Here is a 26,368-nt window from a genome sequence, read left to right as displayed (position 1 = left end):
TGAATGCTTTTATATGCATTAGCCGTTTTGCAAAGTCCATAGGACGATATTATCCCATAGCTTCCAGCCCTCATCCGTGGATTTATCTTGCATACCGTTGCTCCAATAGTAGAAGGATAACCTCGCTTTAACCGTATATCCATTATCAGCTTTGGAACCTTTATCGTAATAAAAAAGTGCAGCCTTCGACGAATCTCCTGGGATTGTTGCAATCACTTTCGCTTCTTTGCCAACAACACCATAACTAACACCATAACCGGTATCGGCTTCTTTATACACATCAATGGTGCCTGATAATCCGCCAGCTATCTTATGCTTGCTGTCTACGATTTCGATCGATTTAATTTTTTTAACCGTGGCTCCTTCCTCAAGCGAGGATAAGCCTAGATAAAACATACCGTGGCTTTTCACATAGACGGTAGGAATCGCCACATCTTTCATGACGCCATCTTTCAGGAACTTTGAGTTTACGGTTTGACTGAAATAGAGCAAATCATACCCTTTAGTTTCATCCACAGTGAAATCTTTATCGCCAAGCCTCGTAACAACGAAGCCCATGCCCTTCAAACGATCAGCCATCACAACATCTTCCGCTGGAACAGGAACTTGTTCCCGTCCAACAAAGAGCACTTTTTTACCTTTAGGTGAAATGTCAGGTTGAGGTGTTGGTTCGGGTTTTGCTTCAGGCGTTGCAGCAGCCGGTTCTGATGACACGATAGCCTTGGGAGAATCCTTAGGTACAGTCGTTGCAGAAGCTTTGGTTGAATCTGTTGATGCAGGAGTCACAGTAGCTGTTGAAGATGCCGTAGGTGCAGCCGTTGCAGAAACAACTGTAGAAGCACTTGGGGCAGGTGACGGTGAAGCCGTTGAAGATTCCGTTGGCGATACTGACACCGTAGGTGCTGGCGATACAACAGGTGCTGCGGATTCGGTGACTTTAGGCGAGACACTCGTCTCCGGTTTTGTTTCCGATGAAGAGCAGGCGATCACGGTTATCGTCATCAAAGCGATAATAAACAGTACGAGAAAACGTTTCATTAAACTTATTCCCCCTCAATTGTTGATTAATTCCCATCGGACACGCTTGGCACTCCTTTATATCTTTACTTTATTACGAATTAAATGCGCTTACATTAGGGGAGGAGTTCTATTTTATAGGTTGTTTGTTGCATCTTTCCGTTTGTTAAAAACAAAAATAGGCCCTCCAAAGCGGAGTGGCCTAATCAATTTATCTTAATAAATGAAGGATCACTTGCTGCCGATCGCCCATTTTACGGCGGCATCGAAGAGCTTCCATCCCTCGTCGGTTTGGTTTATTTCTTCTCCACTTACCAAATAAAGGTATACTTGGCGTGCCGGTACAGGCTCGTTATTCAAGTTTTTCATACCTTTCTCAAACGCGCAAATAACGGCTCTTTGGTCATCATCAGGAGCTGAAGCAATAATAACAGCTTCCTTGCTTGGCACAACAAAACCGATCTTCCCGTCTAGATTATAGATGTCCACATTGCCTTTTAACCCAGCTGCCATCGGATGTCCAGAGTTTTGGATTGTTATCGTCTTCCCGGTGAAATCACCGTTATCCGTATCCGTTTCTTTACCCGACAAAGCCACATCACCTATATTTTGAGATTCGGCATAAATGACGGGGATCGGAGAAGCAATCAATTTGTTGCTAACTCGGCCGGAGTTTACCGTAGAGCTGACAAATACCAAAGAATATTTCAATGCTTCGGCGGCGGTAAGTTCTTTATCTGTCATCACTGAGACCTCGAATCCAAGTGTTTTCAGATGCTTAATTGAAATGCCATCACCACCGCTCTCCCTGCCTACAAAGAGTGCTTTCTTGACTTTTCCGGACAGCTCTGGAGCATTCCCCCCTTGACTCGCCTCAGGATTTACCTGTGTTGTTGCTGTGCATGCAGTAGCGAGAATCAGGGTTAAGGTAATAATGAGCAGGCTCAATAATCGCTTCATGAAATCATCTCCCTAGCAGTAAAAGCTACTTATTACCTGCTGCCCATTTAATTGCAGCATCAAAGAGCTTCCAGCCATCGTCGGTTTGGTTTATCTCTTCACCATTGAACAAATAGAAAAACACTTCGCGTACGAGTACAGGATCACCCTTTGCGTTTTTCACGCCCTTCTCATAAGCGAAAATAGTTGCTTTTTCCTCATCATTCGGAACCGTAGCCACAACGATAGCTTCGGCACCTGGGGTAGCGTAGCCCATTTTCCCATTGGCTTTATAGACATCTACCAGGTTCTGCAGCCCAGCTGCAAGCTGATGCTTACTGTCTTTCATTTGAATCGTTTTTGCCACGTTCCCTGCATCCAATTTCCCGTATCCCTCGGTAACCGTCATCCCTGTATCCGAGGTAGATTGCGGCTCGGCATAGATAACGGGTACCCCAGATTTTAAGAAATTATCTCGAATTTTACCGGAATTGACGGATTCGCTTACATAAATTAGCGTAAACCCCTTTGCTTTCTCGGGACTTACTTCTTTGTCTGCGATTGTTGTGACTTCATACCCATGTATTTCTTTTAGTCGTTTGGTCACAATGGCATCCCCACCGCTGTCTCTTCCGACAAAAAGAACTTTTTTTCCATTACTTTGTGTCTTGCTCTGAGCTGTAGGTTGATTGGTCACGCCATCCAATTGGACCGGTGCAGCTGTACAAGCCATCAGCACCGTAAACAGCAGTAAAACGGTCATCATGTTCAGTATACGTTTCATGAATCAAATCCCCTTTACTCAAATAGTAGTAAAAGCTTTTATTACTTTTTACCATTTTGTGCAGCCCATTGGATCGACGCATCAAAAAGCTTCCATCCGTCATCCGTCTGATTCATTTCTTGCCCGGAAGGCAAGTAGAAAAACACCTGACGAGCCGGAATAAGCTCATTATTCATGTTTTTCGTTCCCTTTTCATAGCCGAAAATGACAGCTTTCTTATCGTCGCTTTGAGCCGTCGCTATAATGACCGCTTCTTTGCCTGGAATCGCATACCCCATATTACCCGTGTTGTTATAAACCGTTACCTGATCCTTCAATCCGGCTGCAAGTGGATGTTTACTGTCTTTCATTTGTATGGTTTTCACATCATTCAGTTGTCCATAATCCAGAATTCCCGTCATGCCAGCGACGCTAACCGACTGTGTTTTGGCATAGACAACAGGTACAGTGGAAGTCTTCAACTGAGCATCTAACTTCGAGGAGTTGACCGTATCGCTGATAAATACCACGCCATAGCCTTTCGCTGCTTCCACTTTAAAGACGCTGTCTGTTGTATCCATAACTTGATAGCCCAGTTTCTTCAAATGACTCATGATAACAGGATCGTTAGTGCCTTCGTTCTTTTTAACATAAAGCAGTTTTTTGGCATTTGTTGGCGCAGTTACCGTCTCTGTTGATGAACATGCCATCAAAGAAACTATAACTCCGGTAGTGATACAAAGTGCAAGTAACCGTTTCATTACCATTCTCCTCCATTTCCACATGGCCTTATTCCACTAATCCAGTTCTTTCTACGCCTTCAACGAACCAGCGCTGCGTGAACGTATACAGAAGCATCGGCGGAATGATCATCATGAATGTGGTAGCCATTCGAATCGCTTCATCATTAACGGAAGGCCCGTATTGTTCGGCTTGCTGCCGGAGTGCTGAGGCTATGCGTGAAATACCAATGGACAGCGGCGCGGTTTCGATATCTGACAAATACATGCTCGGTAAATAGAAATCATTCCAGGTCCAAACAAAGGAAAATAGAAATACAACCAGAATGGCAGGCTTGGCGAGCGGCATCATGACCTTATAAAAGATCTTAAACACATTGGCGCCGTCAATTCTTGCTGCTTCCTCCAATTCCTTCGGTTGTGTCGAGAAAAATTGACGATAAATAATGACAAATAGCGCTCCTTTTAAGCCAAGACCGAAAAACGCAGGAACAATAATGGGGTAAATCGTATTGAGAAGCCCCAATTCTCTCGCATAAATGATGTTCGGTAGGATAGTTACTTGCATCGGCACAATAAATGTCAGCAATAATAGGAAAAACATCAATCCCTTAAAAGGGACTTTCAATCTTGCGAAGGCATATCCGGTCACCGCGCAGGACAACGTTTGCAAGATGGCCACAGATAGAGAAAGCGTCAAGCTGATGCTGAAAGCTTTAGGATATTTCAACCAATCCCAAGCTTCCTGAAGATTTCCAAGATAAAGTGTCCGCGGAAACCAGTTAACAGAAGGATCCAATAGATCATCCGCGTCTTTGACCATCGTGGTGATCATGTGCAGGATAGGCTTAAGATAAATATAAGCCGTATTCAGCAAGATCAAATAGATAAAAAATTTAAACAGCAATCCTTTATCCGCTTCTCTGCCAATGATCGTGTAGCGAGCTTTATTTAACCAAAGCAGAAATGATTGTGATTGTTCTTTCTTGATTTTTAATCCGATCATAGCCTCACCCCAGCCTAATTTTTTTGGGTTACATGTTAAACCGTCTCTCTTTGCGACTTTGTTACTCTGTTGAAAATGATGAAAATAATTGCCAGGAAAAAGCTGATGATTAAGAAATATATCCAGATCAATGCGCTGTATGACCCATATTCACTTTCTCTTACTTTTCCTAAAATCGGATTTGTCGGGAACGTAAACAAATCGACGACCGTATAGATCAGATTAAGAAAAATAAATGGCGTCATCGCTGGAAGCGTAATTTTCCAAAACGTCTCCCACGGACCGGCACCGTCTATTCGGGCCGCTTCATAAGCCGAGTTCGAAATCGTCTGCCTGCCTCCGAGGAAGATCAGGATCTGTACCCCTGAATACCAGAGAATCAACACAAAAGAGTCGAGAATCTTAATGAGCGGCCCGGACCATGTCGCCGATAAATTTGCAGTAATGAGGCCGGAAACGTTGTACTTGGACATAAAGCCCAAGTCACCCTCGCCTTGCGTCAGGAATTCTGCAACAACTTGACCTGTTGCCAAGATGACGGGAAGAAAGAATATCGCGCGGAAAAATGTTCGACCTGCAAACTTTTGATTTAGCAAGATGGCAATCATCAAAGCGAATAGGACAATAATTGGAATCATAAACAAGGCTTGCCGGAGAAACGGTAATAGATCGTTGTACAACAATTGTCCGTTCTCGAATAGAATATACCGGTAATTCGTCCAAGCAATATACTCAGTTGTCGTTTTCGTTGCCGTTATCGTCACTTTTTGAAAGCTCATATATAAAGAAAAGCCGATTGGGAACGCCATGAAAATGAGAAAGCCGATAAACCAAGGAGCAATAAAGATCGCGCCTTCCAAATATTCGACAAGGGATGAATTTAATCTGAACTTTCGTTTCATCATTTATCCCCTCCTCGAATCACAACGAAGTTTTGTGCTGGTACATCTAGATCGCCGCTGCGGTACGGCTCCAAATTATAATTGACGATAATCCGAGTACCATTCTCATAAGTTGTTTCCTTCACGTTGGGGGCTATCGTCTTGTGATTAGCAATAAATTGATCTTGTACGCTTCCAAGAGCTTCATTGTATCGCTTATACTGATTCACAGCGAAAGTTTCCCAGTAAGGAAAATAGGTGTTGTAGTACCGAACACCGAACGAATTCACATATTTTTTCGATTCTGCTTGTGTGAATACAAAAGATGGCTCTGCACCGTATTCGATATCACGTAAAAAGTCGTGCACATCCTCTTGTCGGTTATTCACATATTCTGAAGAATAGGCGACTAGCCCATGAGTAGCAATCTGAACGAAGGGAACCGCCTCATCGGTAAATAAATCATAAGAATGATCATACACCAGCGATTGAATATAATTCATTTGGGGCAGGACATACAAATTGGCAGATTTCCCTTCTACGCCGCCTAACGAATCTTTGATCGTTTTTAAAATTCGTTCCTGAACATCCCGAGCATCATCTCTAGTCGAACCGAATCCCGAGTTATAATCACTGAACAGTCTTTGTCCGAGTATGTTGACAGCGATTCCATCCGCACCCATGGTTTTATAGTGTGCCAAGTCTTTCTTGACCATTTCTTCTGCAAATTTATAACTTACCGCAGGAGTTTGTTCTCTGTTATATAGCGCACTTACCGATTGATTGCGCCCTGCCAGATTGACGATGGCATGATATTTCTCATCGAAACCCGATGCCCCCGTGTTGTTCAACGCATATTCGGCCTCCAGATAAACCGGTATTCCGTAACTGTGGGCATTGTCGATAAATGCTTTCATCCCTTTATCGCCGCCGATACGGGAATCTACGGGAAACGTGTTTCCAAAGGCGCTGTAGCCACCCTTTTGCCAACCCTTAAATGTTAGGGACATATTGGCTATGCCTTTTTCATGCAAGGTATTGACCATTTGTGTGGCATCGTCCGTCGTGGTCAAATTGAGATATCGCGAGGTGACTAAGCCGTCCTCTTGATCCCCCCCGATAAAGTCTACATGCATCGGTATATTAGGATTAGTGACAGTAACGGGCTTCGCTCCCTTTTCTTTTATCAGATATTGCCGGTACGTTTGAGCCATACCCACATAATCTGACTTTTGACTGTCTAGCAGGTAATAACGCACAATTCGGTCACTGCCGAACACTTCATCTCTGTTGTAATCGATATACCCCCATGAATCGGGGACATTCGTATTTCTCGTAGTAAACTGCAGGAAACTCGATCGGAAATTCATTTGAGTCGTCACCCAGTTATAGTTGCTGAGAACCCCTGCAGGGGCTGCAACGATATTGGCATATTCATCTCCGTCGTGAACGATCGCAACAAAACCTTTGGAACCCGTCTTCATACCGAATACCGGCATCACAATTTTGTTCCGGTTATTACTAAGTCCTGCGAATGTGTTATCTTGACCGTATACAGACTCATCATATATTTTATTGACATTCAGTTGATTATCTTTGAACCGCACCAATGCTCCAGCGCCGTCTGGTATGAATAGATAACTGTCCTGCCCCGCTGCCGTATATTCGGCACCGAAGAAGGGGAACAATCTGGCCCAGACGAGACCCATGCTCGTTTCCTTAACGCCTTCGCGTATAATCTTCGTCTCTACATAATCGTTTTCGATTCTCACTTGGATTGGGATCGTAAATCCGGTCGCAGGCAGTTCATACACCAGGGAGAATCCACCGGGAATCGATTTGATCTCTTTGACTCGTCCTCCATCCGCTGCCAAGTTTGTTTCCTTCGCTTGCAGGATATTTTTCGAGAAATCGACGTATTGGACCATCAACGGTGAAGCCAGATGCTTTTTCCAGGTCTCGGAAATCTTCTCCTTATCCCAAGAATCCGGGTTTGGAAAAGAGCGATAAATATTTGCGTTCCGTTTATCTTCCACAACAAAATGACCGGTTTTTTCATCCATTTTTAAACGCAGAAGATCGGTTTCGGCAACTTGTTTAAAGTCGCTCTCCTTTGGCAATTGAGAAGCGGCGCTCTTCACCGCAGCAACACTACTTCCCGTCTCTGCCGGCACAATAACGCGATTTTCCGTTGCTTTGAAGGTTACTTTGATATTCGTCACTGCCAAATAAATGGCGACCAAGAGCAGGATGGTTATGACTGCTGCGGTTTTACCACGTTTGATTATCCCTATCATCTCAAGATCGCCTCCTGATACATTTCTAAGATTAACGATACCAAATCATTGGTCAGTCCGGCTGTAAGAAAGAGGAGAACGCCAATGACCAGCATGGTGCAAAGCGTAAACAAGATGTTTAATAGTGTTTCTCCTACACTGTAATTATGAATCCATTGGATTTTCCAAAAGATCAATAAACCGATCCATACAATCATCCCTTGTTCTACATAATGATAAATGGTGGATTCCGACATCGTCATGACGTTCGAAATAAAGGCAAGGGGTATGCCAATTATGATGTACGGTATGAGCGCATATGCGCTGGCGATAAAGATATCTCTAAACCTTCCCTCTCCTCGGTATATGGAGCTAACGAGATAGTTCGAAATGACCCACGCAATCCATACTGTGAAAAATTGTGTAAATATCGAGTAAATATCAACATGAGTCGAAGCATTAAATGAAAAACTGGTGACAAGCCGCTTGATCACTAGTGACGCATATACGCAAGCTAAGATGATAATCGCACTCAAATAGCTGCCTTTACCTTCATACCTTATCGCGATAAAACCATCAATCGGATGTTTCATCATGTAAAAGACATGCTTAAAATTCATAAAAAAGCTAGTTTGTATCCGCTGCCTATTGCGCCAGTTATCACTAAGCCTTCTTGTAAAGGTCCATTTACTAAGCAGCACGTACAATAGTCCGCTGAAAAAAAATAAGCTGGCAATCCAAGAGAAGTTTTGTTGCAGCCAACTCATTCTAATTTGCCAAAAGGCGTCCGAGTACCCTTCCTGATTCCCTGCCTCCTTAAATAGTCTTAACGCATCAGGATACTGTTCCTTTGTAAATGCCGCTTGGGCTAATCCCATGATGGCGGGTGTAAATTGCGCATTCATTCGAAGGACTTCCTGCCAGGATTTTTCACTATCTTGATATAACCCAGCAAGCGTCTGTTGGTTCGCTTGATCTACCTTTTGACCAAATTCCGATAAGCGAAACACTTGAACGATATTCTCCTGGTCATCCAATACGTATAATTCATTCTTACTGTTCACATCAAGCGCAACAGGACTTTTCAAGAGGCCGACTTGGGACGAGCCGACTGCTGAAATGCCCCCCCAAAAGTACAACAAACGACCTGACGCATCATAATGACTAATATATTTAAATTGCTGATCCACTACGATCATGTTGCCGCTTTGATCAACGGCCACATCAATCAGCTGCGGACCTGAAGTTACCGGCCCTATCGGCACATCCCCGGGAACGACTTCGCCGAAATTTTTATTGCCGCTGCGAAGTAAGTTGTTCCCTTTAATATTTAATTTCTTTAATTGGTCGCTCTTGGTCATACCGCCAGTGACCGTATAGATATAGCCATTTTTATCCGTAGCGACACTGTTAATCGTCTCTGGTCTCTTTGCGACTTCATTGGCGTACATTTTTTTGGTGTACAACATGCGCTTGATAGCGTCTAGCGGGGATAGTGCCGTTTTGTTTGCTCCGAAAAAGCCCTGAAATTTGCCCTTTGGATCAAGCAGAACGATCCCCTCGTAACCTCCATGTACCACGATATACATGAATCCCCGTTCGTCTACCATCACTTTGGCTGGATCGTAGACGAATGTTGCCGGGATGTATTTGGATTCCGGTCGTTTAAATTCCATTTGCAGCTTACCGGTTTTATCCAGCTTTACGACCCTTTTGTTTCCCGTGTCTGCAATGTAGATATCGCCTTCCTTGGTGACAAATATGCCTTCTGGCTTAATGAGAGGACTTTCATTAAGCGTTAAATAACGAATCAGTTTCCCTGTTTCCGTCAGATGAACGATCCGGTTGTTCCCTGTATCTACAATGTAGACTTCGTTCTTCGCATCGATAAAGATGTCCTTCGGATTACTAAGCGGTGAAGGGATTTTAACGGTTGGCTGCTTAGGATCCGTTGTATACAAATCCTCTCCGATTACATCGAGCGGAAAGTAGGCAGGTTGAAGCCATATTTGATTATTGTAACTGTCCTTCGTATAAGTCTTATATTTCACTTCGGCATGTGTAGTTGTTGGCAACAGCACCGTGCACAAGATGATCAAGGAAAGGAATAGCCTCCACCTGTGGCATCTTATTTTCATGCTCAAACCTCCATTTCTGTCTCTTCCTTCCATTAGATACGGTACAGCTTGATCTGTCCAAACAAACCGTATGAACGCAACTTATATTCTGGTGTATAACCGTCGCCTTCTTTGCGGAAAGAGGCCCAATTGGTCGTCGATGGTTCACCAGACATTTGGTGAAATGGGCCGAGCATGTTGCGCGGGCTTCCCATTACTTCAATTTCAATTTGGTTATCTCCCTCGTTAAGATACGCTGTCAGGTCGACACGGTTGGCAGCCTGCCAAGGCACATGCCCCGCCGTTTGCCCGTTTGCCCGAACTTCAATCGTTACCGCGGAGTACTCACCAAGCTCCAACACTGTCCGTGCCATTGAATGGTTATCCCTAGTGACATCGAAATGGTAGATGATACTGCCGCAATAATGAGCATATCCTTGCTTGCACCAATCTCCGAATATCAATGTAGCAGGCTCTGTCACAACATTCCTGTCGGCATCAACACCGAAATCACCGATCAGGTACATATCCTCCACTTCCATACGGTTATGGTACTTACAGGATATTAGCAGCTCATTCTCACCTTGCTTCAATTCAGGAAGAATCACCTTATCAAACGTTCGGTCGAGAAACCAGCCTACAGGAAAATTGGAAACCGTTTCACCATTGAGCGCAATATCGTAATAAGCCGCAGATTCTATAACAAGATACACATCTTGAGTCGGCACATCCGACACTTGAAAGGTGAATCGGAATGCTGCCGATGTCCCGTTCTGCGGATGAGGATCGTCAATCCATTTATACCTTTGCTCAAGGCCGTTATAATAAATCTGTCTCATATCCAATGCTTCACGAATTGCCCTTTGAGCTTGCCATACACCAGTTTCTTCTGACCAATCGCCACCCCGTAATCGATATGAGCAGGTGTCCAGCGTCAATACGTTAGGCATCGTGCGTGTGAAATGGCAAATCGGTCCAAGTTCACGTACCGTCGAGGAAGTCTCATCCGCCCTCCAGCGAGATTCTTCCGCTAGTAGAACAACTGCAGATTTAGACGTATCCATGATAAACAGCTTGGAATCTGCCGGACCAAACACAGTATCAAAATGAACGTACCCTTCACGGATGTCGATCTCTATCTCCTTCACATCACCTGTCAGCGCATCCCATTCTTCCACACATCCTTCGCCTTCCATGCGAATGGTTATAGGATGTGTACCCGCGCGGTCGTTATTCACGACAAACAAGGCTCGGCAATCGCCTATGTCCCTTAACATATATAACATTTCAGGCGCTTCTTTTGATTGCCTGTTCGTCAAACTGACTCGCCGTGGCAGAATGCCCCCCAGGGCCGAAACTGTATCTTCAACGTCACCTACGACGGTCATATTCACATGCTCGTATAGCTCAGAGAGCAGGTCTGATTGTCTGCCCTCGATCATCGTCGGAGGTGGTCCGACAGCAATCACTTTTCCCCCTGCCTCCAGGAACGCTGACAGAAGCCGAAAGGTGCTGCTTAACATCGTCCGTATAACTGGAATGACGACGATACGATATGTCACTAGATTCACAGCTAGGTTATCCCCGTGTATGTCCCCTGTTTCCGCCAAAATCGTTTCATCGCCGAGATCGAAATCATAGTGCGCACTGAGTAGTTTGCCTAGAAAAGCGTTAAATTCATGACCAAATGTATTCGTTGCGGAGACATCCCTATCTTTCCCGCGGGCAGGGAAACCGTAAGGACCTGTCCCAACCATACTCCACGCGGTGGAAGAAGGATGCAGGACAAGCACATCGCGAATTGGCCTGCCTTCCGTCAAAACTGAAGCTAATCTGGCAAAATAATTTTCCACCACATGATTGTACTTCCACCAGCTCGTATTGTAGTTGAATACAGGAGGATAATCCCTCTTCCTGCACCCTTTGATCGAATAAAGCGTCAAATGCTGCGACCTCATATTGACACCGAGCACATATTGAAAATCTCCCACCCATTTTTGTCCCTCGAAGGTGAACGCCCAACCGGTGCATCCATACGTTTCGGAGAGAACGAACTTTCTACCGTATTGATTCGCTACGCTTGTGCATTGCTTAACCGTGATGTATTCGTTCGTCTGCTCGTTTAACATATCGATTCCCGGAACCTGCTGATACCTGTAGTTAGGCATAATGGCTCCACAGACGCGGGTGGCAGTGCCCATATTATTTTCCCAAAGAAAATGACCAGTGAAGTCGATGCCGTTATTCTCGCACCATTCACCCAGTTGCTTGGAGTACGATTCGCTGAATCGTTCGGTGAGCGTCCACCAGTAATCATGACGCGCTTGCGAGGAATACTCGCCATTGAAGTACATGTAGGGGATTACATCCAAGAGATCATAACCCCGTCTTTCTCGGAAAAAGTCAGGAAATGTTAGGCTCCACGGGAGCCAACCGCGGCCAGGAGTAAACTTACAGTGGCTGTCGTGCACGCTAGGTTCATCCGTAAATACGCCGCGAATCGTTTTGCCAAAATGGTCCCCTACCTCTTTCTTGTAGGCTTCATAAGTGATGTCAATAAAGGCCTGAACTGTCTCCGGATTCAAGTTATCAGGCGGCGCTTCGTTGTTGAACCAAGCACTGCGCTCAGAAATTTCTACGCGAAAGACCAGTAAGACTTCATCCGCATTCAACGCGATATATACGCCATCATGCAGTCTTTCGCAGCGAACCAAGTTTCTTTCGTCGATGACAGCCTTAAACAGCGCCACGCTATCTGTCAAATCCTGCGAGCCGATTTGCTGGCATACCTCCATCGTCAAACCTTTGGCACGGAAAGCGTCCCCGCCTCTGTCCTGCACAAGTCCGCCGGCAAACCCGGAAGGCCAGCGGTCCTCGTCGTACAACCACACCTGCATGCCGAGTTCTCCGGCTGTTTGCACAGTTTTCCGGATGTATGCCATCCACTCGCGACCCATGTAATCGGTTTCCAATCCATCGCGAGAGTGGATGAAAAATCCGCCCATTCCCTGCTCCTTCATCTGGTTCACTTGACGAACCAGCTCACCTTCTTGCAATTCATCATTCCAAGCCCAGAATGGCACCGACCTGCATTCGACCGATGGATGGTCGAATTTATGGCGTAACTGTTCGCTTACTTCCATCGGCATCCGCCTCCTTCTCTGAAACCACCTCTGTACCATGGTCATCTTCTAGGCATTTTACGCCTGCAAGATCAGGATACTCTTGGGCTCTAGCTCAATATCACCGCTGATGATTAGATCGCTCAGCAGCTCCTTCTGAACGCTGCTGCCTACATTCATTTTTTGAATTTGTTCGGTGTGGTTCATTACAAAAGTAAAGCGATCTCCGTCTTTCTCGCGCTGCGTAACCTCAACTCCCGGCGGTGCGTCGTACAACTTAGAAATCCCTTTCCGTTCACACAAAGCCTTGATCCATTGCTGCATAAATTCTCGACTCGGGTCTGTAGCAGCATACCATGCCTCGCCCTTTCCGAAATGATGATAGGTCACGCACGGTGATCCACGGTAGAAATCACGGTCAAATTCTGCGAGCGATTCCGCTCCTTCCAGATGAACAATTTCGCATACTAAACCGCATTCATACGATGCTTGAAGCTGTCCAAACTTCTGTTTCATGACCATACCATTTCTTTGGTCCGGAAAAAGAGGATCGATTTCTTCTACCCAGATGCCTAGAAGCTTACGCAGTTCACCTGGATAACCACCGGGTGTAACCAAATCGTTTTCGTTCACGATCCCGCTGTAAAAAGAGGTCACAAACGTCCCGCCACTCGCTACAAAATGTTCCAGCTTTTGCGCGTACCCTGGTTTTACCATATAGAGCAATGGGGCCAGTATCAAATCGTATTGACTTAATTCCGTATCTACATGGATGAAATCGACTTGAATATGATTCTCGTAAAACGCATCATAATATTTTTGAATTTGATCTAAGTACTTGATATGAGCAGATGGTCCACCACCAAGTTCTACAGACCACCAATTATCCCAGTCAAACAAGAGACCGACTCTGCTCTTCACTCGCGAATCCAATAGACGATCGCCTAATTGCTGTAATTCCTTTCCGAGCTCCGCACATTCCTTGAAAACTCGTGTGTTCTCGTGACCTGCGTGATCAATGACAGCTCCATGGAATTTCTCATACGCGCCAAGGGAGCGCCGCAATTGAAAAAACATAATGGATTCCGCACCTCGGGCAACTGCCTGATAGCTCCTGAGCCGCATGACATCTGGGCGCTTGACGGGATTCACGGTTTTCCAGTTAATTACACTAGGACTTTGCTCCATTAACATAAAGGGTGCTCCGTCTTTCAATCCGCGCATGAGATCGTATCGGAGTGCCATATAGCTTTCCGGTGTATGATTCTCGGTATAGATGTCCAGCGCTGCAATGTCTAAGTGGGGCGCCCATTTGAAATAATCAAGCGGCTTGTAAGTCCCGTTTCCTTGGAAATTAGTCGTCACAATCGCATCGGGTATCTCAGCTTTGATGGCATTGTATTCGATCAGATAACAATCTAGCCAGCTATCGGAGTTAAATCGGTAATAATCAAGCGTAATGCCTTGAAAAGCCGTTTGATCGGAATTTCCGCCTGACAAACCCTCGCTTAGCGCGCTAGGGAGTACAATTTCATCCCAATCGTAAAATGTATGTCCCCAGAAGCGGGTATACCATGCTAGATTTAAATGCTCCAAAGTGCCGTAACGTATTTTCAACCAATCTCGAAACGCTTTCTCGCAATTATGGCAGTAGCAGCGATTACCTATTTCATTGTTTACGTGCCAGAGTAGCAAAGCCGGATGATTTTTGTATCTTTCGGCCAACTTCCTTGCCATGATTCCGGCAAAATGACGGAAGGTCGGGCTGTTCGGGCAAGAATTATGTCTTCTGCCGTATGTTCTTTTTTTCCCATCAGAGGTCACGGTTAGAATATCCGGATATTTCCGCGCCATCCAAGCCGGATGAGCAGCCGTACTTGTTCCCATGCATACTTGAACGCCATTGGCATGCAGCATATCCATCACTTCATCCAGCCAATCGAATCGGTAAATCTCCTCATCTGGTTGGTTCAAGGACCAAGAGAAAACATTGAGTGTTGCGATGTCGATACCGGCTAATTGAAACAGCCGCATATCTTCCTCCCATATTTCCTTCGGAAACTGTTCGGGGTTATAATCACCGCCAAATACTATTTTTCGGAACTTGCGGCTGATCATAGGTTCACCTCCAGTTTCATAGCATCTTGGAACCGCAAACCATTATGCAGGACAAGCGCTGTCACCCAGGATGGGTTCCATTTATTGCTGTGACCCCGGTGATGCCAGTAGGTTTGGAAAAACCCTTCCCCCTGTTCGCCAACAATGGTAAAATTCCATTCTCCGGGCTTTGTACATATTCCCTGCCCCATTGCATTGAACACCATTCGTCCTAATTGCTCATATTGCGTCTTCCCAGTTAACTGACCGAAACGCCAGAATTCGAAGGTCGGGAAGAAAACGTCAAGATGATGATTTTGCACACTGACTCCCGGCCAGCCTGTGGCAGTAAATCCCATGTTCCTGAACTGTGATCCCCGATCAAACACCGGGTTCCACATATATACAAAAGTAAGGAGCCAATCCGCCGATATTTCGGCCCATTCACAATAACGCTCATCATTGGTAATCACAAACAATTCATAAGCAGCCAGAAAGAAGTACATGCCAGCTTCCTTATCCTCGCAGTTCGCATCGAGCGTAGAACGAGCAAATGGTCGTTCAAATGTCATGGCATGCTGCTCGTAATAACACTGCATCATCTGCTCAGCTGCCTTCAAATACTTGATTTTACCTGTGACACGGTAAGCCGTTACAACAGCGATCAGACAAGGCAGTCCGGCTGCTGTAATCCTATCTTCCGCCGAACGGCCATCGGGCAGCCAGGCTGCCGGATAAATACCTGACGGCAGGGCGGCGCTAAGGAAGAAGTCACTCGATTCTTCAAGAGCCTCCACCCAAGAATCTGGCACTTCTCTACCCATTTCCCTAAACAAAAGGATGATTTCCGCCAAATCGGATATACTTTCCCCGAGAGCTCGGCTAGAGACAACAGTCTGCTTATTCCAGTTGAAGTCATCCCATTGCCCATCCTCTACTCGGTAAGAACTGTGTCTTATTCCGGGAATCTCAGTCCGGCTTCCGCGCAAATAAAAATGGGTGGCCTGCACACAACGTGAGATTCGTTCTTCCTCTTTGTGCATGAAACCTAGCTTGGCGTCGCACCATGCCAGCTTCAAGCATTGTCCAGTCCACCCGTACATATAGTGAAGCGGACGTTTAGAGGCGTTACCGAACTCATTCGAATCCGTAAATTTCACGTATCCCGCGGCGCCAAGTTCATTTGTTCTCCATCTATCATCCATAGCATTCTTCTTCAACTGGATCATCTCTTCGAGCGAATGCGGATTTGCCCCTTTCGGCGCATACAGCTCCAAACTTTTGCGAACAATTTCGCGAAAACCATGACCAGGATGAGCGACAGATCCCCAATCAAGCGCGTATTCTTTCGTTAAAGAAAACCCGGAAATGAAGTCCAAATAACCGTCGAGGTAAGGTGCCGTTTTGTTTTTACCGACATAATACATGTCTTTCTCACCATTAAACATCAGAACACCGCTCATGGCAGCCAGAATCGTCCTCTGTTCCTCTTGAACCGCCCCAAGTGACCCGTAGTGCACAACGCCATCCGCTGTTTCCTTGTACGCAGGTACCGAAAACAAAGAGAAAAAGCGAGCTTCTGCAGCTTCGTTCCACGCCACATTTACACAAGGGATCGGTAATCGATGTTCCTCGCATATTAAACCTTTATCTTTACCTAATCCAAGTCGCGGAACAACACGACTCGGATCTGAGGAAGGATTGTTGTTGTAAATGATATGAGGAATTGTAATCATTTCATCGCTCATCTTTGGCAGTGTGAATTGAAGTCCTATCGCAACATCACGCAGGATCACATGCGTCAGATTTTCCCAAGTCGCATTTATTTTCAGTAAATGATGCTCATCGAAGGTTAACTCCATCGTGAACGTTAACGCTTTCAAGGTTCCGCGAAACCGAATCAAGTTGGGTCCAGCAGTGATTTGCACACCCTCTAACCCTACAAAATCTGAACGCCACGGTCTTCCAGTGGAAAAGCTCAGCATCTCATTCAAATATCCTGAGAAATGAGGGGACTGTTCACCCTTGTTTTGCAAAATAAGCTGAATGCCTTTAGGCGTACGCGTTATAGCTGCCCGTTTTTGCTTATCTCGGCTAACAATGGTATACATGTGTCGTCCCCTCCTCTCTCGTTTAATATAGAAATCAAGAATCGATCCAGTGTTGGGTTGAAACCGACTCTACCCGTTAGCGGCAAACAAACGAAGTAGAACTTCCCTTTACCAAGCGGTTTCACTCCAATTACTGGCAGCTTTTTTTTGCCGTTTGGTTCTCCATGAGACTCATAGGCGAAAGCAATTGGATCAAATCCTTCTCCTTGCAAATAACAATTGGTTAGTCCATCTATCCGGTCGTTCGTCAAATTATAAAAATATGAGAGATCATCTACTTTCATCCACTGCAAATACGGATTCTCGGTTTGAGAGGCTAACGTGTACAATCCGCGTAATTTATGTGTTCGAACTAGCGTATTTTCGATCTCCCAAGCGTCACTGTCAGGACCACGCAGAAGCAAAACGGCCGTGGCTCCATGACGGACCTTCTCGAGTATGGATGTCTGATGACGTTGGAATGCTGCCTTGGAAGAAACAATAAGCGAGCCTTCTTTCTGTGTATCTCCGTCATACGATTTGCCTTCTATGTTTAGCAGGGAGCAAATCAGTTCGGATTCGGCATCTAGAAAAGCGATCTGCTGCGAATTCGGATTTATCGTTTTTGCAAACGCCTCAAAGGAAAATCTTTCCTGATTGATCAATTCCCCGTTTTCATCCAGCAATACGACGTCCACGTACAAGTTCTGCCGATCTGGTACCGATGGTACTGAAAAACTTATTGTTCCTGCATATTTGGAAATCGCCATAGGTACAGAGCCTGTCATTTCGTAATTGCCGTAATCCCGATTATCGTCCCGAAGCGTAGCAATGAAACGGCACCGGTCATAATCTTTGGCTGTATCATTCAATAACCAGGCTTCGATTTCCAGCGTTTCCCCTTCATACACCTTCCAACGGTCGCACCTTAGATGGATCCTTACCGGTTCCAAACTTTCTTTATAGGTGAAGTACGCTGGTTTCGGAATACGATCAACACCAACGAGGGCTTTCATCCAGCCTGCAGGCCATGCGTCAATGAGCAGATGAATGGCGGTTGAGACCACCAAATCGGCCCTTCTTCGCCATGCGTCTGTCATTAACTTCGTTGCCAGACATTGGTGTCTCTGACTCGCCTCGACCCATTTATGAATCGTAGTCTGTTCAGCATACCAATCTCCATGCAGACCATAGGTTTGAGCTCCAGTGATTTTGTTTGGCAGCCAATGCTCCTTCTCTGAGGTGGGAAGCCATTCTTTCGGGTAACGGTTCATCATCAATTGGACATGATCCAATCCTTCCGTGCCATATTCTCCACATCCGGCTTTCCATCCCGTCCGAATCGAAGGAAGAAAACCTTTATACATTTTACCTACAGAAATCGTATTGTTCGTATACCACATGTTATAACAATGAAAATCGGGCAGTCCTTCATGGGTGGGAGGATTGTAATCCCCATCCGCGTTTTTGACTACACGATCCGGATTTTCAATGAAAATTGCCTGTCTAGCGGCAACGAAAAATGCTTCCAGTTCGTTCCGATGCAGATGACGGTGGCCTTTACGCCTCTTCTCCGTTCGCGAAGGTTCATTAATCAATGAAACCATGACCGACGATGGGTGACTGCGAATCAATCTCTCCATTTCCGCTGCTTGTCGGACTCCTTCTACAAATTGATTGCGGCGAATGAATCCAAATGTTGGAAGATCACATTGATGCATCATACCGAGCATATCGAAATAGTCATATATTTCTTCCTGAACAGGACGCTGTGTAATACGGTAAAAATTCAAATTAGCATATTTTGCGATCAAAATATCATCAATGAGCTGTTCGAAATCGTTGTTCATGACACATTGCTGCAAGTGCCCCATTTCATTGGCGCCTCTTAACATAATCGGCTGGTTATTGAGATACAACGTTCCTTTTGGTGTGTCCGTTTCGTCCATATGAAATTTGCGCATCCCGAAGGTGCGGTCTTGGGTATCCAAACATTCTGTACTATTCTTTACTTGTACACGAGCCATATATAGAAATGGTGTTTCCGGTTCCCACATCCAGAATGACGGAAAATCCACCTTGTAGCGATAATAATTAAGACCCGGACCGGCGTAAGCAGCTTGAAAAGAGATCGGCCCTAATCCTTCACCTTTAAAATTTTTCGGTAAGATTTCAAGATTCAATTCGAAGTTTTCCTTAAGCTTATTCGTCGTATTAACGACATCAATCCATACTTCCACGAAGCTGTCATCGATGTTCGGCCGAACAAAAATGTCCTGAATAAATAGCGTTGACCGCTCTTCCAAATACACCGAGTTATAAATACCGGCACCTGACGGACAATGGCTCCATCCGCTGGATGAATCATCCCATCCGGGACCAGTTGCTGCGTACATTTTATCACCGTCCAGCTTCGTGCCGCCTACCCCCATCATTGGAAAGTCGTTTACCACTTCAACGACCAATGTGTTTAGGTCCTGCAGCAAGTCCGTCACGTCGAATTCAAAAGGTGCAAAGAGTCCCTCATGGCTGCCTATACACTTACGATTGAGATATACGGTCGCTTTATAGTCAACCCCTTTGAATACAAGGTAGACTCTCTTCCCAACAGGCACGGCTGAATAGGAAAACTCACTGCGGTAAAACCCCGTCCATTTACCGTTTTCACCCGTCGGCCCGCGGAAATCAGGAACCAGCACATTTTCCCAATCCCCAGATCCTTCCAGCACATTCGTGAAATTAGCATCCTCAGCTGCTTGATACCGAAATTGAAATTCCTTACATATTTGCCGTTTGCGTTTCATCGTGGAGGATGGAGCCAAATTTCTCATAAAAGGGCTGATCTTCTCACGAAGCAGCTTCAAACCCTCATTGAAATTCGCGATTTGTTCCTCATAGGAGAGAACAGTAACGTTCTTCGCTTTTTCCGTACCCGGCGTGAAATATTTTCTCTCATAAGCCACGGGAGGAATCTCCCGCAATCCGTCTTTATTTCCGGGATGTTCGCGGAACGCAATCTCCGCAAACGGATCCTGATGTTTGATTGGCTCCAAACTTATCTCCCCTTCTGCGGAACACATACCCGCTTAGATTCAACTCATAGAGCTGTTATTTCAAAATCGAGTGTGTACCCATCCTTGTCCTTAGGGTACATTCTTACCTCTGTCGTGCCAAAGCGCTGTATCCAGCAGCGTTCTTCGCCCAAAAAGGGTTCAACGATCTCTTGTATTCGTTCATCTAAGAAATGGTTTGTGACGTTCCAGGATCCTAAGCCCATTTTCCCGCTCTTTCTTAGTTTTACCGGGCAATCCTGCGGCAGCAGCCATTCTGCGATCACAACGACGCCTCCATCTTCAGCTCTTTTGACTACCGCCAGTAATGTTTCGACGGAGAGCGATGAGCCTCCAACCATAATCAATTTCGGACTTCCCAGCTGATCTGCGCTCACTTGATCATCAAAGGCAATGACATTTCGAACAGGATAAAATAACGGATGAATCTTTTTTTTGTTGCTTGAAACATACCCTTGTTCTAAGGGAAATTGTTCGTATGCTATGTTACTTTTCAATTCGTGTCTCGGAAAGTCGTAACCTGGGATATGCATGCAGCTGCCATGAGCAGGTATTGCACCTCGACTGAGCAGATGCCAGATATGAAATACGCTCATGGAACCACCTAAATCCGTGAGTGACCTATTGCCGAACAATCTTTCATTTTGACCGTAATTGCTGTCATCTGAATGAATGATTACGATATCCGGATTTGCTTGTGAATGATGCCAAGACAAGGTATGTTCAGGTATGAATTTATGAGTGAACTCTTTCCATACATCACCGAACTCAGTTGTTTCAAAACCCAAATGGCTATGTCTCATCAGGACATCGATATTTTCCACGAACAGATGGGATGGTCCCATTAAGTATCCCAACCTTAGTGCTGATGCGAATTCCTGCGGAGAATGCCCAGGGAATCCATGAAAGCGGGTAAACCACTCTCCCGTATCCGGCCCCCACAAATCAGCACATATCCATAGCGCTCTGCCATATTGTTTGGCCGCTCCCAAAGCGGTGCACAGCTGCAAGGATTGAAATGACTCCTTCATGATCTTAGGACAAATGTCCATTCCCGCTCTGGCAAACGTATGAAACATAGTTGGAAATACATGCTCAGCAATCAATGGCATAGATGTGCGGGATGCTCCGCCTTGCTCTAAGACGTTCTGTACATGCTGGACATGTGACTGAACCGACCGTTCAACCTTGGCGCGCGACTCTCCCAAACTCCTGTCATCGGTGCTGCCCCAATGTGGAAACCAGCCGTCATGCCGATACTGTCCGGCGTTTATTTGTAAATGTTCAGGTTCATCATACAGGAGCCCGATACACCGTCCCGAACTTGCAGCCTGCATAATCTCCTTATCGGGCAGGTCGTACCGGTTCGTTCCTTCCGTCCAGGGCCCATTTATATTTCCGTATTCATTGCCGAGGCAGATGTCTAATCCCGCGTCCGCGATATCCGTCAAGAGTTCTGAATACCCTTTCATTTCTGGAATCACATGATGAACATAAAAGTCCGCGTCTAACTCTTTTAGGGCTTGAATAAATTGCTCAGGCTCAGGCTTTGGATCTTGAGACGGACAGATATTCCCCGTTCCAGTCCTCATTATATGCTCAGAAGCATCTCCTGCCCATGAATCCTGCCAGGCAACAACAGGACCCTGTATGCCTAATTTTGGTTTATGCGTCATAGACATTCTTCACGTCCTAACTGCGCTCTCAAAGGATTTGCGGATCAAATCCAAACATTCCGCTACTTCTTCCGGCTTTGCATGTTCGAGAATCAAAGGAACATCCGGCAATCGACTGGCAAGCAACGCTGCATATACATTCCAGTCCGTTTGCCCCGTCCCTACCCTAGGTGTCGTAAATACGCCGTCATGGTAAAGCGTGTCTTTGGCATGCGCAATCGGAGTATAGGGAGCAATGCAATCGAAAATATTCGACATCGCTGCTTCCTGTCGGCTCAAATCTTCTTGCGTCAAATAATTGAAAGGATCCATAATGAGCGCCAGCCCTTCGGTCCCAAGCTGTTCCATCATGCGCACCCCTTGTTCAGGACGTGCCAGCACATTAAGCGCAAATCCTTCAATCACTAATACCGCATTTTTCTTCACTGCTCGATTCCGTAAACGGTCAATGATGTTCAGCAGCTCATCCCAGGCTTCAGGAGTCCGGTTTCCTTCAAAATCACGCCAAGCATTGGTAGGGTGAAGACTTCCCGTTTCAGTCGCGATATACCGTGTACCATATGCCGAACATAGGTCGATCATCTTCTCTAGCTGCATTAACTTATCTTCCCGTTTCTGAAGATTCGGATTCAGTAAATTGGTATATGCCGACAACCCCACGACGGATATCCCTTTATCCTCAAAGATGGCTCGAATTTTTTCAGCACGTATCAGAGAAAATGGTTCATCGTCCATAACCTGCATGGATTGCTTAGGGTCAATCTGTACATATGTCAACCCATGTTTGCTTGCGTCTTCGGCGATTGCATTCGCGCTCCAACCTAGGTATATGTAACTCATAAAACCGAGTTTGTTCATGCTTCATCGCTTCCTTTCAACACATCACTTCTTTCCACTACACAACCTTCTTGACTGGAAATAACCATTGATGACGTCAAAGCCACAGTTTGTAAATTATCTTCCGGAGTAACCGGCGGACGCTTGCCTTCCTCTAGGGCAGTCATGAATGCAAGCATGGAGCCTGCGAAGGCGTCCGGGAACCATGTTCCTTTCAGCTTAATCTCGTGAACGACGTTTTTGTGCTTATTTAGCGCCATATAGAGCGTATCTTGCGTACACCAGAGGCTACCTTCCGTCCCATCAATCCACCATGTGTTGCTATGAGAACGGTTTGCTTTGGCAATATTGTTAAAAAGCAGCGAAGCCATAAGCGGGTTCCGTCCCCCTTTTGGACCAAACTCGACATTAGCCGAGTAGATCAGCGGGTCAATCGCGTTTTGCTGCTTCAATTGTGCTGTCGTGCAGTGTACCCGGGACCACTCTTCATCAGGATTTGGGTTGAAATATCGGCATAAATCCACATAGTGGACACCGTGATCGACAATATTGAAATTTTGCATTTTCGTCCACCACTTGCCTGCTTGATCTTGGAACGAACGCATCTCATGGTGGATACTGTATACCTCACCGATAAGATCCTGCTCAAGAACCATTTTCAGCGCTTTATGTGCTGGTGCCCAACGAGCTTGCTGGTTCACGCCAAGTACGATACCAAGTCGGTTTACTTCTTTACTTAGCACCTGAGCGTGCTCTAAATTCAAGGCTAATGGCTTTTGGCATAGCACAGGCCGAGGGGCCTTGCCGATCAGTTTCAGCACTTCAAGCCTTGGTTCTGGGTGAATCGCCAAATCTATGAGACCAACTTCATCATTTTGTAATAATTCATTAACATCAGTTGTCCAATGCGGTATATCAAATTTTTGCGCTGTCATGCGAGCCGCTTCCTCGTTGACGTCGCAGACAGCCGCTATATGCAAGCCATATTTACGATAAGCGGGCAAATGCGCTGTATTCGCTATGGTACCGCAGCCAATTAAACCGATTCCGTATTTCTTCAAGTCTGGAATATGCTGCTTTCTTGGCAAATAATCTTCTGGTCTAATGAATTCCATGGTATCACCTCTTAATTACTACATTACATCACAACGAAAAAACATTTATAGGCTGTTCATGCTTTCTTTAGGGAGCATTCAACCACATCGATAGGTTCGTTTACTCGTCAAATATCTTCCTATGATCCCATGTCAGATAACACAGTGGCGCAGCCGTAGGCAGAAAAAAACCACCAAACGCTATGCGCAAGGTGGCCTACTCATTTTAATTAATTGGATGGAACATCAATTGTGGAACTGCGTTTACAATCATGAATGACGAACCAATTTCCCTATTTGCGCATTGCTTTTCTTCTCCGCAATCAGCAAGTATGCCTTCCCCGCAACCGCATTAAACTTTGTTAAAAACTCCGACGTAATGGTTTCAACCGGTTTTCCATCCGTTTCCACAATAAGAGCCGATTGCGGGCGTCTGCACGTTACAGTACACAATTGGCTTTTCGTCGCTTTAATGACGCAGTGGGTTAGTTCGCCATCCTCCCACTCCATCTCGATCTCGAAGCCGCCACGGGCTCGAAAACCACTGATTCTACCGCGCTGCCAAGCCTTTGGCAATGACGGTAGCAGCGCAATCTCCCCACGGTGCGATTGCAGGAGCATCTCGGCAATTCCCGCTGTTGCACCAAAATTTCCATCAATCTGAAACGGCGGATGATTGTCGAATAAATTCGGCAATGTCGAGAGGGAAAGCAGTAAGCGAAGATGCTCATAGGATTGTTCCCCATCCTCCAAACGAGCAAAAAAATTAATGATCCAAGCTCGGCTCCATCCTGTTTGTCCGCCACCATTCTCCAACCGGCGCTCCAGTGTCCGTTTGGCCGCTTGTGCCCACTCCGGCGTGTGCCTTGGATGAATGATTTCTCCTGGATGGAGCGCGAACAAATGAGAAATGTGGCGATGGCCCGGATGAACTTCATTCCAATCCTCCACCCACTCCTGTAGTTGTCCGTGCTTGCCGATTTGCGGCGACGGCAGCTTGCGCAGCGTAAGTTCCCATTTCTGCCGAATCGTTTCGTCCGTTTGAAGTATGCCCGCAGCTTCCATACACGAACTGAGCAATGTATAGATGATTTGGGTATCCATAGAAGGACCTATACTCAGACATCCTACGCTTCCGTCAGGACCGATAAATTTATTTTCAGGAGAAGTGGAAGGCCCGGTAACGAGACGCCCCTTCTCGTCTTCAAACAAGTAGTCCAGGAAGAATTCAGCCGCTTCCTTCATTACCGGATACGCCCGTTCACGAAGAAATTGTTCATCCAAGCCGAACCGGTAATGCTCCCATAGATGCAGGGATAACCAAGCGGCACCCATTGGCCAAATTGAACCTGGAATATGATTCCCTTCAATTTGCGTGGATCCCCACATATCGGTATTATGGTGAGCGACGAATCCATTGCAACCGTATACCTTCTGCGCTGTTTTCCTGCCATGTGGCCGCATACGATCGATCAAATCAAACAACGGCTCATGGCATTCGGACAAATTACAAACTTCCGCAGGCCAGTAATTCATCTCCGTGTTAATATTGATTGTGTATTTTGATTCCCATGGCGGTGTAAAACTTTCATTCCATATGCCCTGTAAATTTGCAGGATTTGAACCAGGGCGGGAACTAGCCATAAGCAAATAACGGCCATATTGGAAAAACAGAGAAATAAGCCCTGGATCTTCGCCACCGTCTTTGTACCGTTGAAGTCTGACATCCGTTGGTAGTACTTCGATTTCACTTGCATCTTTAGGACGTCCTAACTCCAGCTTTACTCGACCAAATTTGGACGTATGATCCGAAATGTGATCCTGTTTGACCCGTTCGTATCCCTTACTTGCCGCATGAACCAACTGTTGAATACACTCGGCTTGGGGGTCCTCATGACGGAAGGTTGTTGCTGCCGAAAGATAAATGGTAACAGCTTCCGCCTGTTGAACTGTGAGGAAATCACCGATGACTTCCACCGTTCCGCCTTCCGGTACGGCTTTCACTGCCGTGCAGTATGTCACTCCGTTTTTCCCGCTTTCTCCACTCATCACCAAAGTATCGTTGTCGATCCTATGCGTACCTTCGTCAAAAGGTCTGCGACTCAAATGCATGCGGAGATTCAAGGTTGCAGGTCGATTGCAGGTGATCCTGAGCACCAACACTTGATCGACCGCACTGCTGAACAATTCCCTTTCATGCAAAACATCGTTGAGACAATAGTTTACATGGGCGATACCTTGATCAATGTCCAGATCCCTATAATAATTGGAAATCATCTTTTTCTCCCCGTCGTGGTAGAAGTGCAAATCACCTAACGGCTGATACGGACGCAAGGACTTGGGATTGGACATGAGTCCCATTTGTGCCAGTTCTTCTGCTTCTATTTGTTTCCCTTTTAATAACAAACGGCGTACTTCCGGAAAATATTTTCGACCGTCAGGATTATCTCCGTTAACCGGTCCCCCGTACCAAACGGAGTCTTCGTTCAGCTGCAGCCGTTCTTGATTCACTTTCCCAAATACCATTGCACCCAGACGCCCATTTCCAATAGGCAATGCATCGTTCCATGTTTTTGCCGGCTTTTCATACCATAGCTTTGAAGTCTTTGAAGTACCCGTTGATTTCCGTAATGGTTCCAATG

Annotated in this window: 16 protein-coding genes; all 16 read right to left on the bottom strand. The window is 45.8% G+C overall.

Annotated features, from left to right (window positions below; all coding sequences use genetic code 11):
• Nucleotides 1-18: 18 nt before the first annotated feature.
• The gene (locus ASG89_RS05280) at nucleotides 19-1,038 is read right to left on the bottom strand and encodes a hypothetical protein (protein WP_063867699.1); all 1,020 of its coding nucleotides are present in this window, start codon (nucleotides 1,036-1,038) and stop codon (nucleotides 19-21) included.
• A 210-nt stretch (nucleotides 1,039-1,248) separates the two neighbouring features.
• Nucleotides 1,249-1,977 (bottom strand): hypothetical protein, encoded by a 729-nt coding sequence (locus tag ASG89_RS05270; protein ID WP_057309384.1) that lies wholly within the window; start codon nucleotides 1,975-1,977, stop codon nucleotides 1,249-1,251.
• Between the two features lie 25 nt (nucleotides 1,978-2,002).
• Entirely contained in the window at nucleotides 2,003-2,740 is a 738-nt protein-coding gene (locus tag ASG89_RS05265) for a hypothetical protein (RefSeq protein ID WP_057309383.1), read from the bottom strand.
• 41 nt (nucleotides 2,741-2,781) lie between these two features.
• On the bottom strand, nucleotides 2,782-3,480 hold the full coding sequence (locus ASG89_RS05260; RefSeq protein ID WP_057309382.1) for a hypothetical protein: 699 nt from the start codon (nucleotides 3,478-3,480) through the stop codon (nucleotides 2,782-2,784).
• A gap of 28 nt (nucleotides 3,481-3,508) precedes the next feature.
• Complete coding sequence (locus ASG89_RS05255; RefSeq protein ID WP_057309381.1) at nucleotides 3,509-4,465, bottom strand: carbohydrate ABC transporter permease; 957 nt, start codon at nucleotides 4,463-4,465, stop codon at nucleotides 3,509-3,511.
• 35 nt (nucleotides 4,466-4,500) lie between these two features.
• On the bottom strand, nucleotides 4,501-5,367 hold the full coding sequence (locus ASG89_RS05250; RefSeq protein ID WP_057309495.1) for a carbohydrate ABC transporter permease: 867 nt from the start codon (nucleotides 5,365-5,367) through the stop codon (nucleotides 4,501-4,503).
• Nucleotides 5,367-7,643, bottom strand: a complete 2,277-nt coding sequence (locus tag ASG89_RS05245) for a DUF5696 domain-containing protein (protein ID WP_057309379.1) — start codon at nucleotides 7,641-7,643, stop codon at nucleotides 5,367-5,369. The genes ASG89_RS05250 and ASG89_RS05245 overlap by 1 nt, the downstream gene beginning before the upstream one ends.
• Nucleotides 7,640-9,760, bottom strand: coding sequence for a YIP1 family protein (locus tag ASG89_RS05240; protein ID WP_057309377.1), 2,121 nt, complete (start codon nucleotides 9,758-9,760; stop codon nucleotides 7,640-7,642). The genes ASG89_RS05245 and ASG89_RS05240 overlap by 4 nt, the downstream gene beginning before the upstream one ends.
• A 32-nt stretch (nucleotides 9,761-9,792) precedes the next feature.
• Nucleotides 9,793-12,882, bottom strand: a complete 3,090-nt coding sequence (locus tag ASG89_RS05235) for a glycosyl hydrolase (RefSeq protein WP_057309375.1) — start codon at nucleotides 12,880-12,882, stop codon at nucleotides 9,793-9,795.
• Between the two features lie 57 nt (nucleotides 12,883-12,939).
• Nucleotides 12,940-14,979, bottom strand: coding sequence for a beta-galactosidase (locus tag ASG89_RS05230; protein ID WP_057309373.1), 2,040 nt, complete (start codon nucleotides 14,977-14,979; stop codon nucleotides 12,940-12,942).
• Entirely contained in the window at nucleotides 14,976-17,069 is a 2,094-nt protein-coding gene (locus tag ASG89_RS05225) for a hypothetical protein (RefSeq protein WP_057309371.1), read from the bottom strand. Before ASG89_RS05225 ends, ASG89_RS05230 begins: the two co-directional genes overlap by 4 nt.
• Nucleotides 17,024-20,101: a glycosyl hydrolase 2 galactose-binding domain-containing protein gene (locus ASG89_RS05220; protein WP_235549613.1), complete on the bottom strand. Its 3,078-nt coding sequence runs from the start codon at nucleotides 20,099-20,101 to the stop codon at nucleotides 17,024-17,026. The genes ASG89_RS05225 and ASG89_RS05220 overlap by 46 nt, the downstream gene beginning before the upstream one ends.
• Before the next feature lie 44 nt (nucleotides 20,102-20,145).
• Nucleotides 20,146-21,795, bottom strand: a complete 1,650-nt coding sequence (locus tag ASG89_RS05215) for a hypothetical protein (RefSeq protein ID WP_057309491.1) — start codon at nucleotides 21,793-21,795, stop codon at nucleotides 20,146-20,148.
• A gap of 9 nt (nucleotides 21,796-21,804) precedes the next feature.
• Nucleotides 21,805-22,635 carry a sugar phosphate isomerase/epimerase family protein gene (locus tag ASG89_RS05210; protein ID WP_235549612.1) on the bottom strand — a complete coding sequence of 277 codons (831 nt, stop codon included), beginning with the start codon at nucleotides 22,633-22,635 and terminating at the stop codon, nucleotides 21,805-21,807.
• A gap of 14 nt (nucleotides 22,636-22,649) precedes the next feature.
• A complete protein-coding gene (locus ASG89_RS05205) occupies nucleotides 22,650-23,747 on the bottom strand; it encodes a Gfo/Idh/MocA family protein (RefSeq protein ID WP_057309367.1) in 1,098 nt (365 codons plus the stop codon).
• Nucleotides 23,748-23,996: 249 nt separating this feature from the next.
• The gene (locus ASG89_RS05200) at nucleotides 23,997-26,366 is read right to left on the bottom strand and encodes a glycosyl hydrolase family 95 catalytic domain-containing protein (RefSeq protein ID WP_235549611.1); all 2,370 of its coding nucleotides are present in this window, start codon (nucleotides 26,364-26,366) and stop codon (nucleotides 23,997-23,999) included.
• Nucleotides 26,367-26,368: the final 2 nt, after the last annotated feature.

This window comes from Paenibacillus sp. Soil766 (assembly GCF_001428105.1).
Taxonomy (GTDB): Bacteria; Bacillota; Bacilli; order Paenibacillales; family NBRC-103111; genus Paenibacillus_E.
The sequence above is the reverse complement of the archived record's forward strand: the minus strand, read 5'-3'. Positions and strand labels throughout refer to the sequence as shown.

Coding starts and splice junctions, on each gene's coding strand:
- ASG89_RS05280 (WP_063867699.1), bottom strand. CDS start 1,038: ATGAAACGTTTTCTCGTACTGTTTATTATCGCTTTGATGACGATAACC.
- ASG89_RS05270 (WP_057309384.1), bottom strand. CDS start 1,977: ATGAAGCGATTATTGAGCCTGCTCATTATTACCTTAACCCTGATTCTC.
- ASG89_RS05265 (WP_057309383.1), bottom strand. CDS start 2,740: ATGAAACGTATACTGAACATGATGACCGTTTTACTGCTGTTTACGGTG.
- ASG89_RS05260 (WP_057309382.1), bottom strand. CDS start 3,480: ATGAAACGGTTACTTGCACTTTGTATCACTACCGGAGTTATAGTTTCT.
- ASG89_RS05255 (WP_057309381.1), bottom strand. CDS start 4,465: ATGATCGGATTAAAAATCAAGAAAGAACAATCACAATCATTTCTGCTT.
- ASG89_RS05250 (WP_057309495.1), bottom strand. CDS start 5,367: ATGAAACGAAAGTTCAGATTAAATTCATCCCTTGTCGAATATTTGGAA.
- ASG89_RS05245 (WP_057309379.1), bottom strand. CDS start 7,643: ATGATAGGGATAATCAAACGTGGTAAAACCGCAGCAGTCATAACCATC.
- ASG89_RS05240 (WP_057309377.1), bottom strand. CDS start 9,760: ATGAAAATAAGATGCCACAGGTGGAGGCTATTCCTTTCCTTGATCATC.
- ASG89_RS05235 (WP_057309375.1), bottom strand. CDS start 12,882: ATGGAAGTAAGCGAACAGTTACGCCATAAATTCGACCATCCATCGGTC.
- ASG89_RS05230 (WP_057309373.1), bottom strand. CDS start 14,979: ATGATCAGCCGCAAGTTCCGAAAAATAGTATTTGGCGGTGATTATAAC.
- ASG89_RS05225 (WP_057309371.1), bottom strand. CDS start 17,069: ATGTATACCATTGTTAGCCGAGATAAGCAAAAACGGGCAGCTATAACG.
- ASG89_RS05215 (WP_057309491.1), bottom strand. CDS start 21,795: ATGACGCATAAACCAAAATTAGGCATACAGGGTCCTGTTGTTGCCTGG.
- ASG89_RS05210 (WP_235549612.1), bottom strand. CDS start 22,635: ATGAGTTACATATACCTAGGTTGGAGCGCGAATGCAATCGCCGAAGAC.
- ASG89_RS05205 (WP_057309367.1), bottom strand. CDS start 23,747: ATGGAATTCATTAGACCAGAAGATTATTTGCCAAGAAAGCAGCATATT.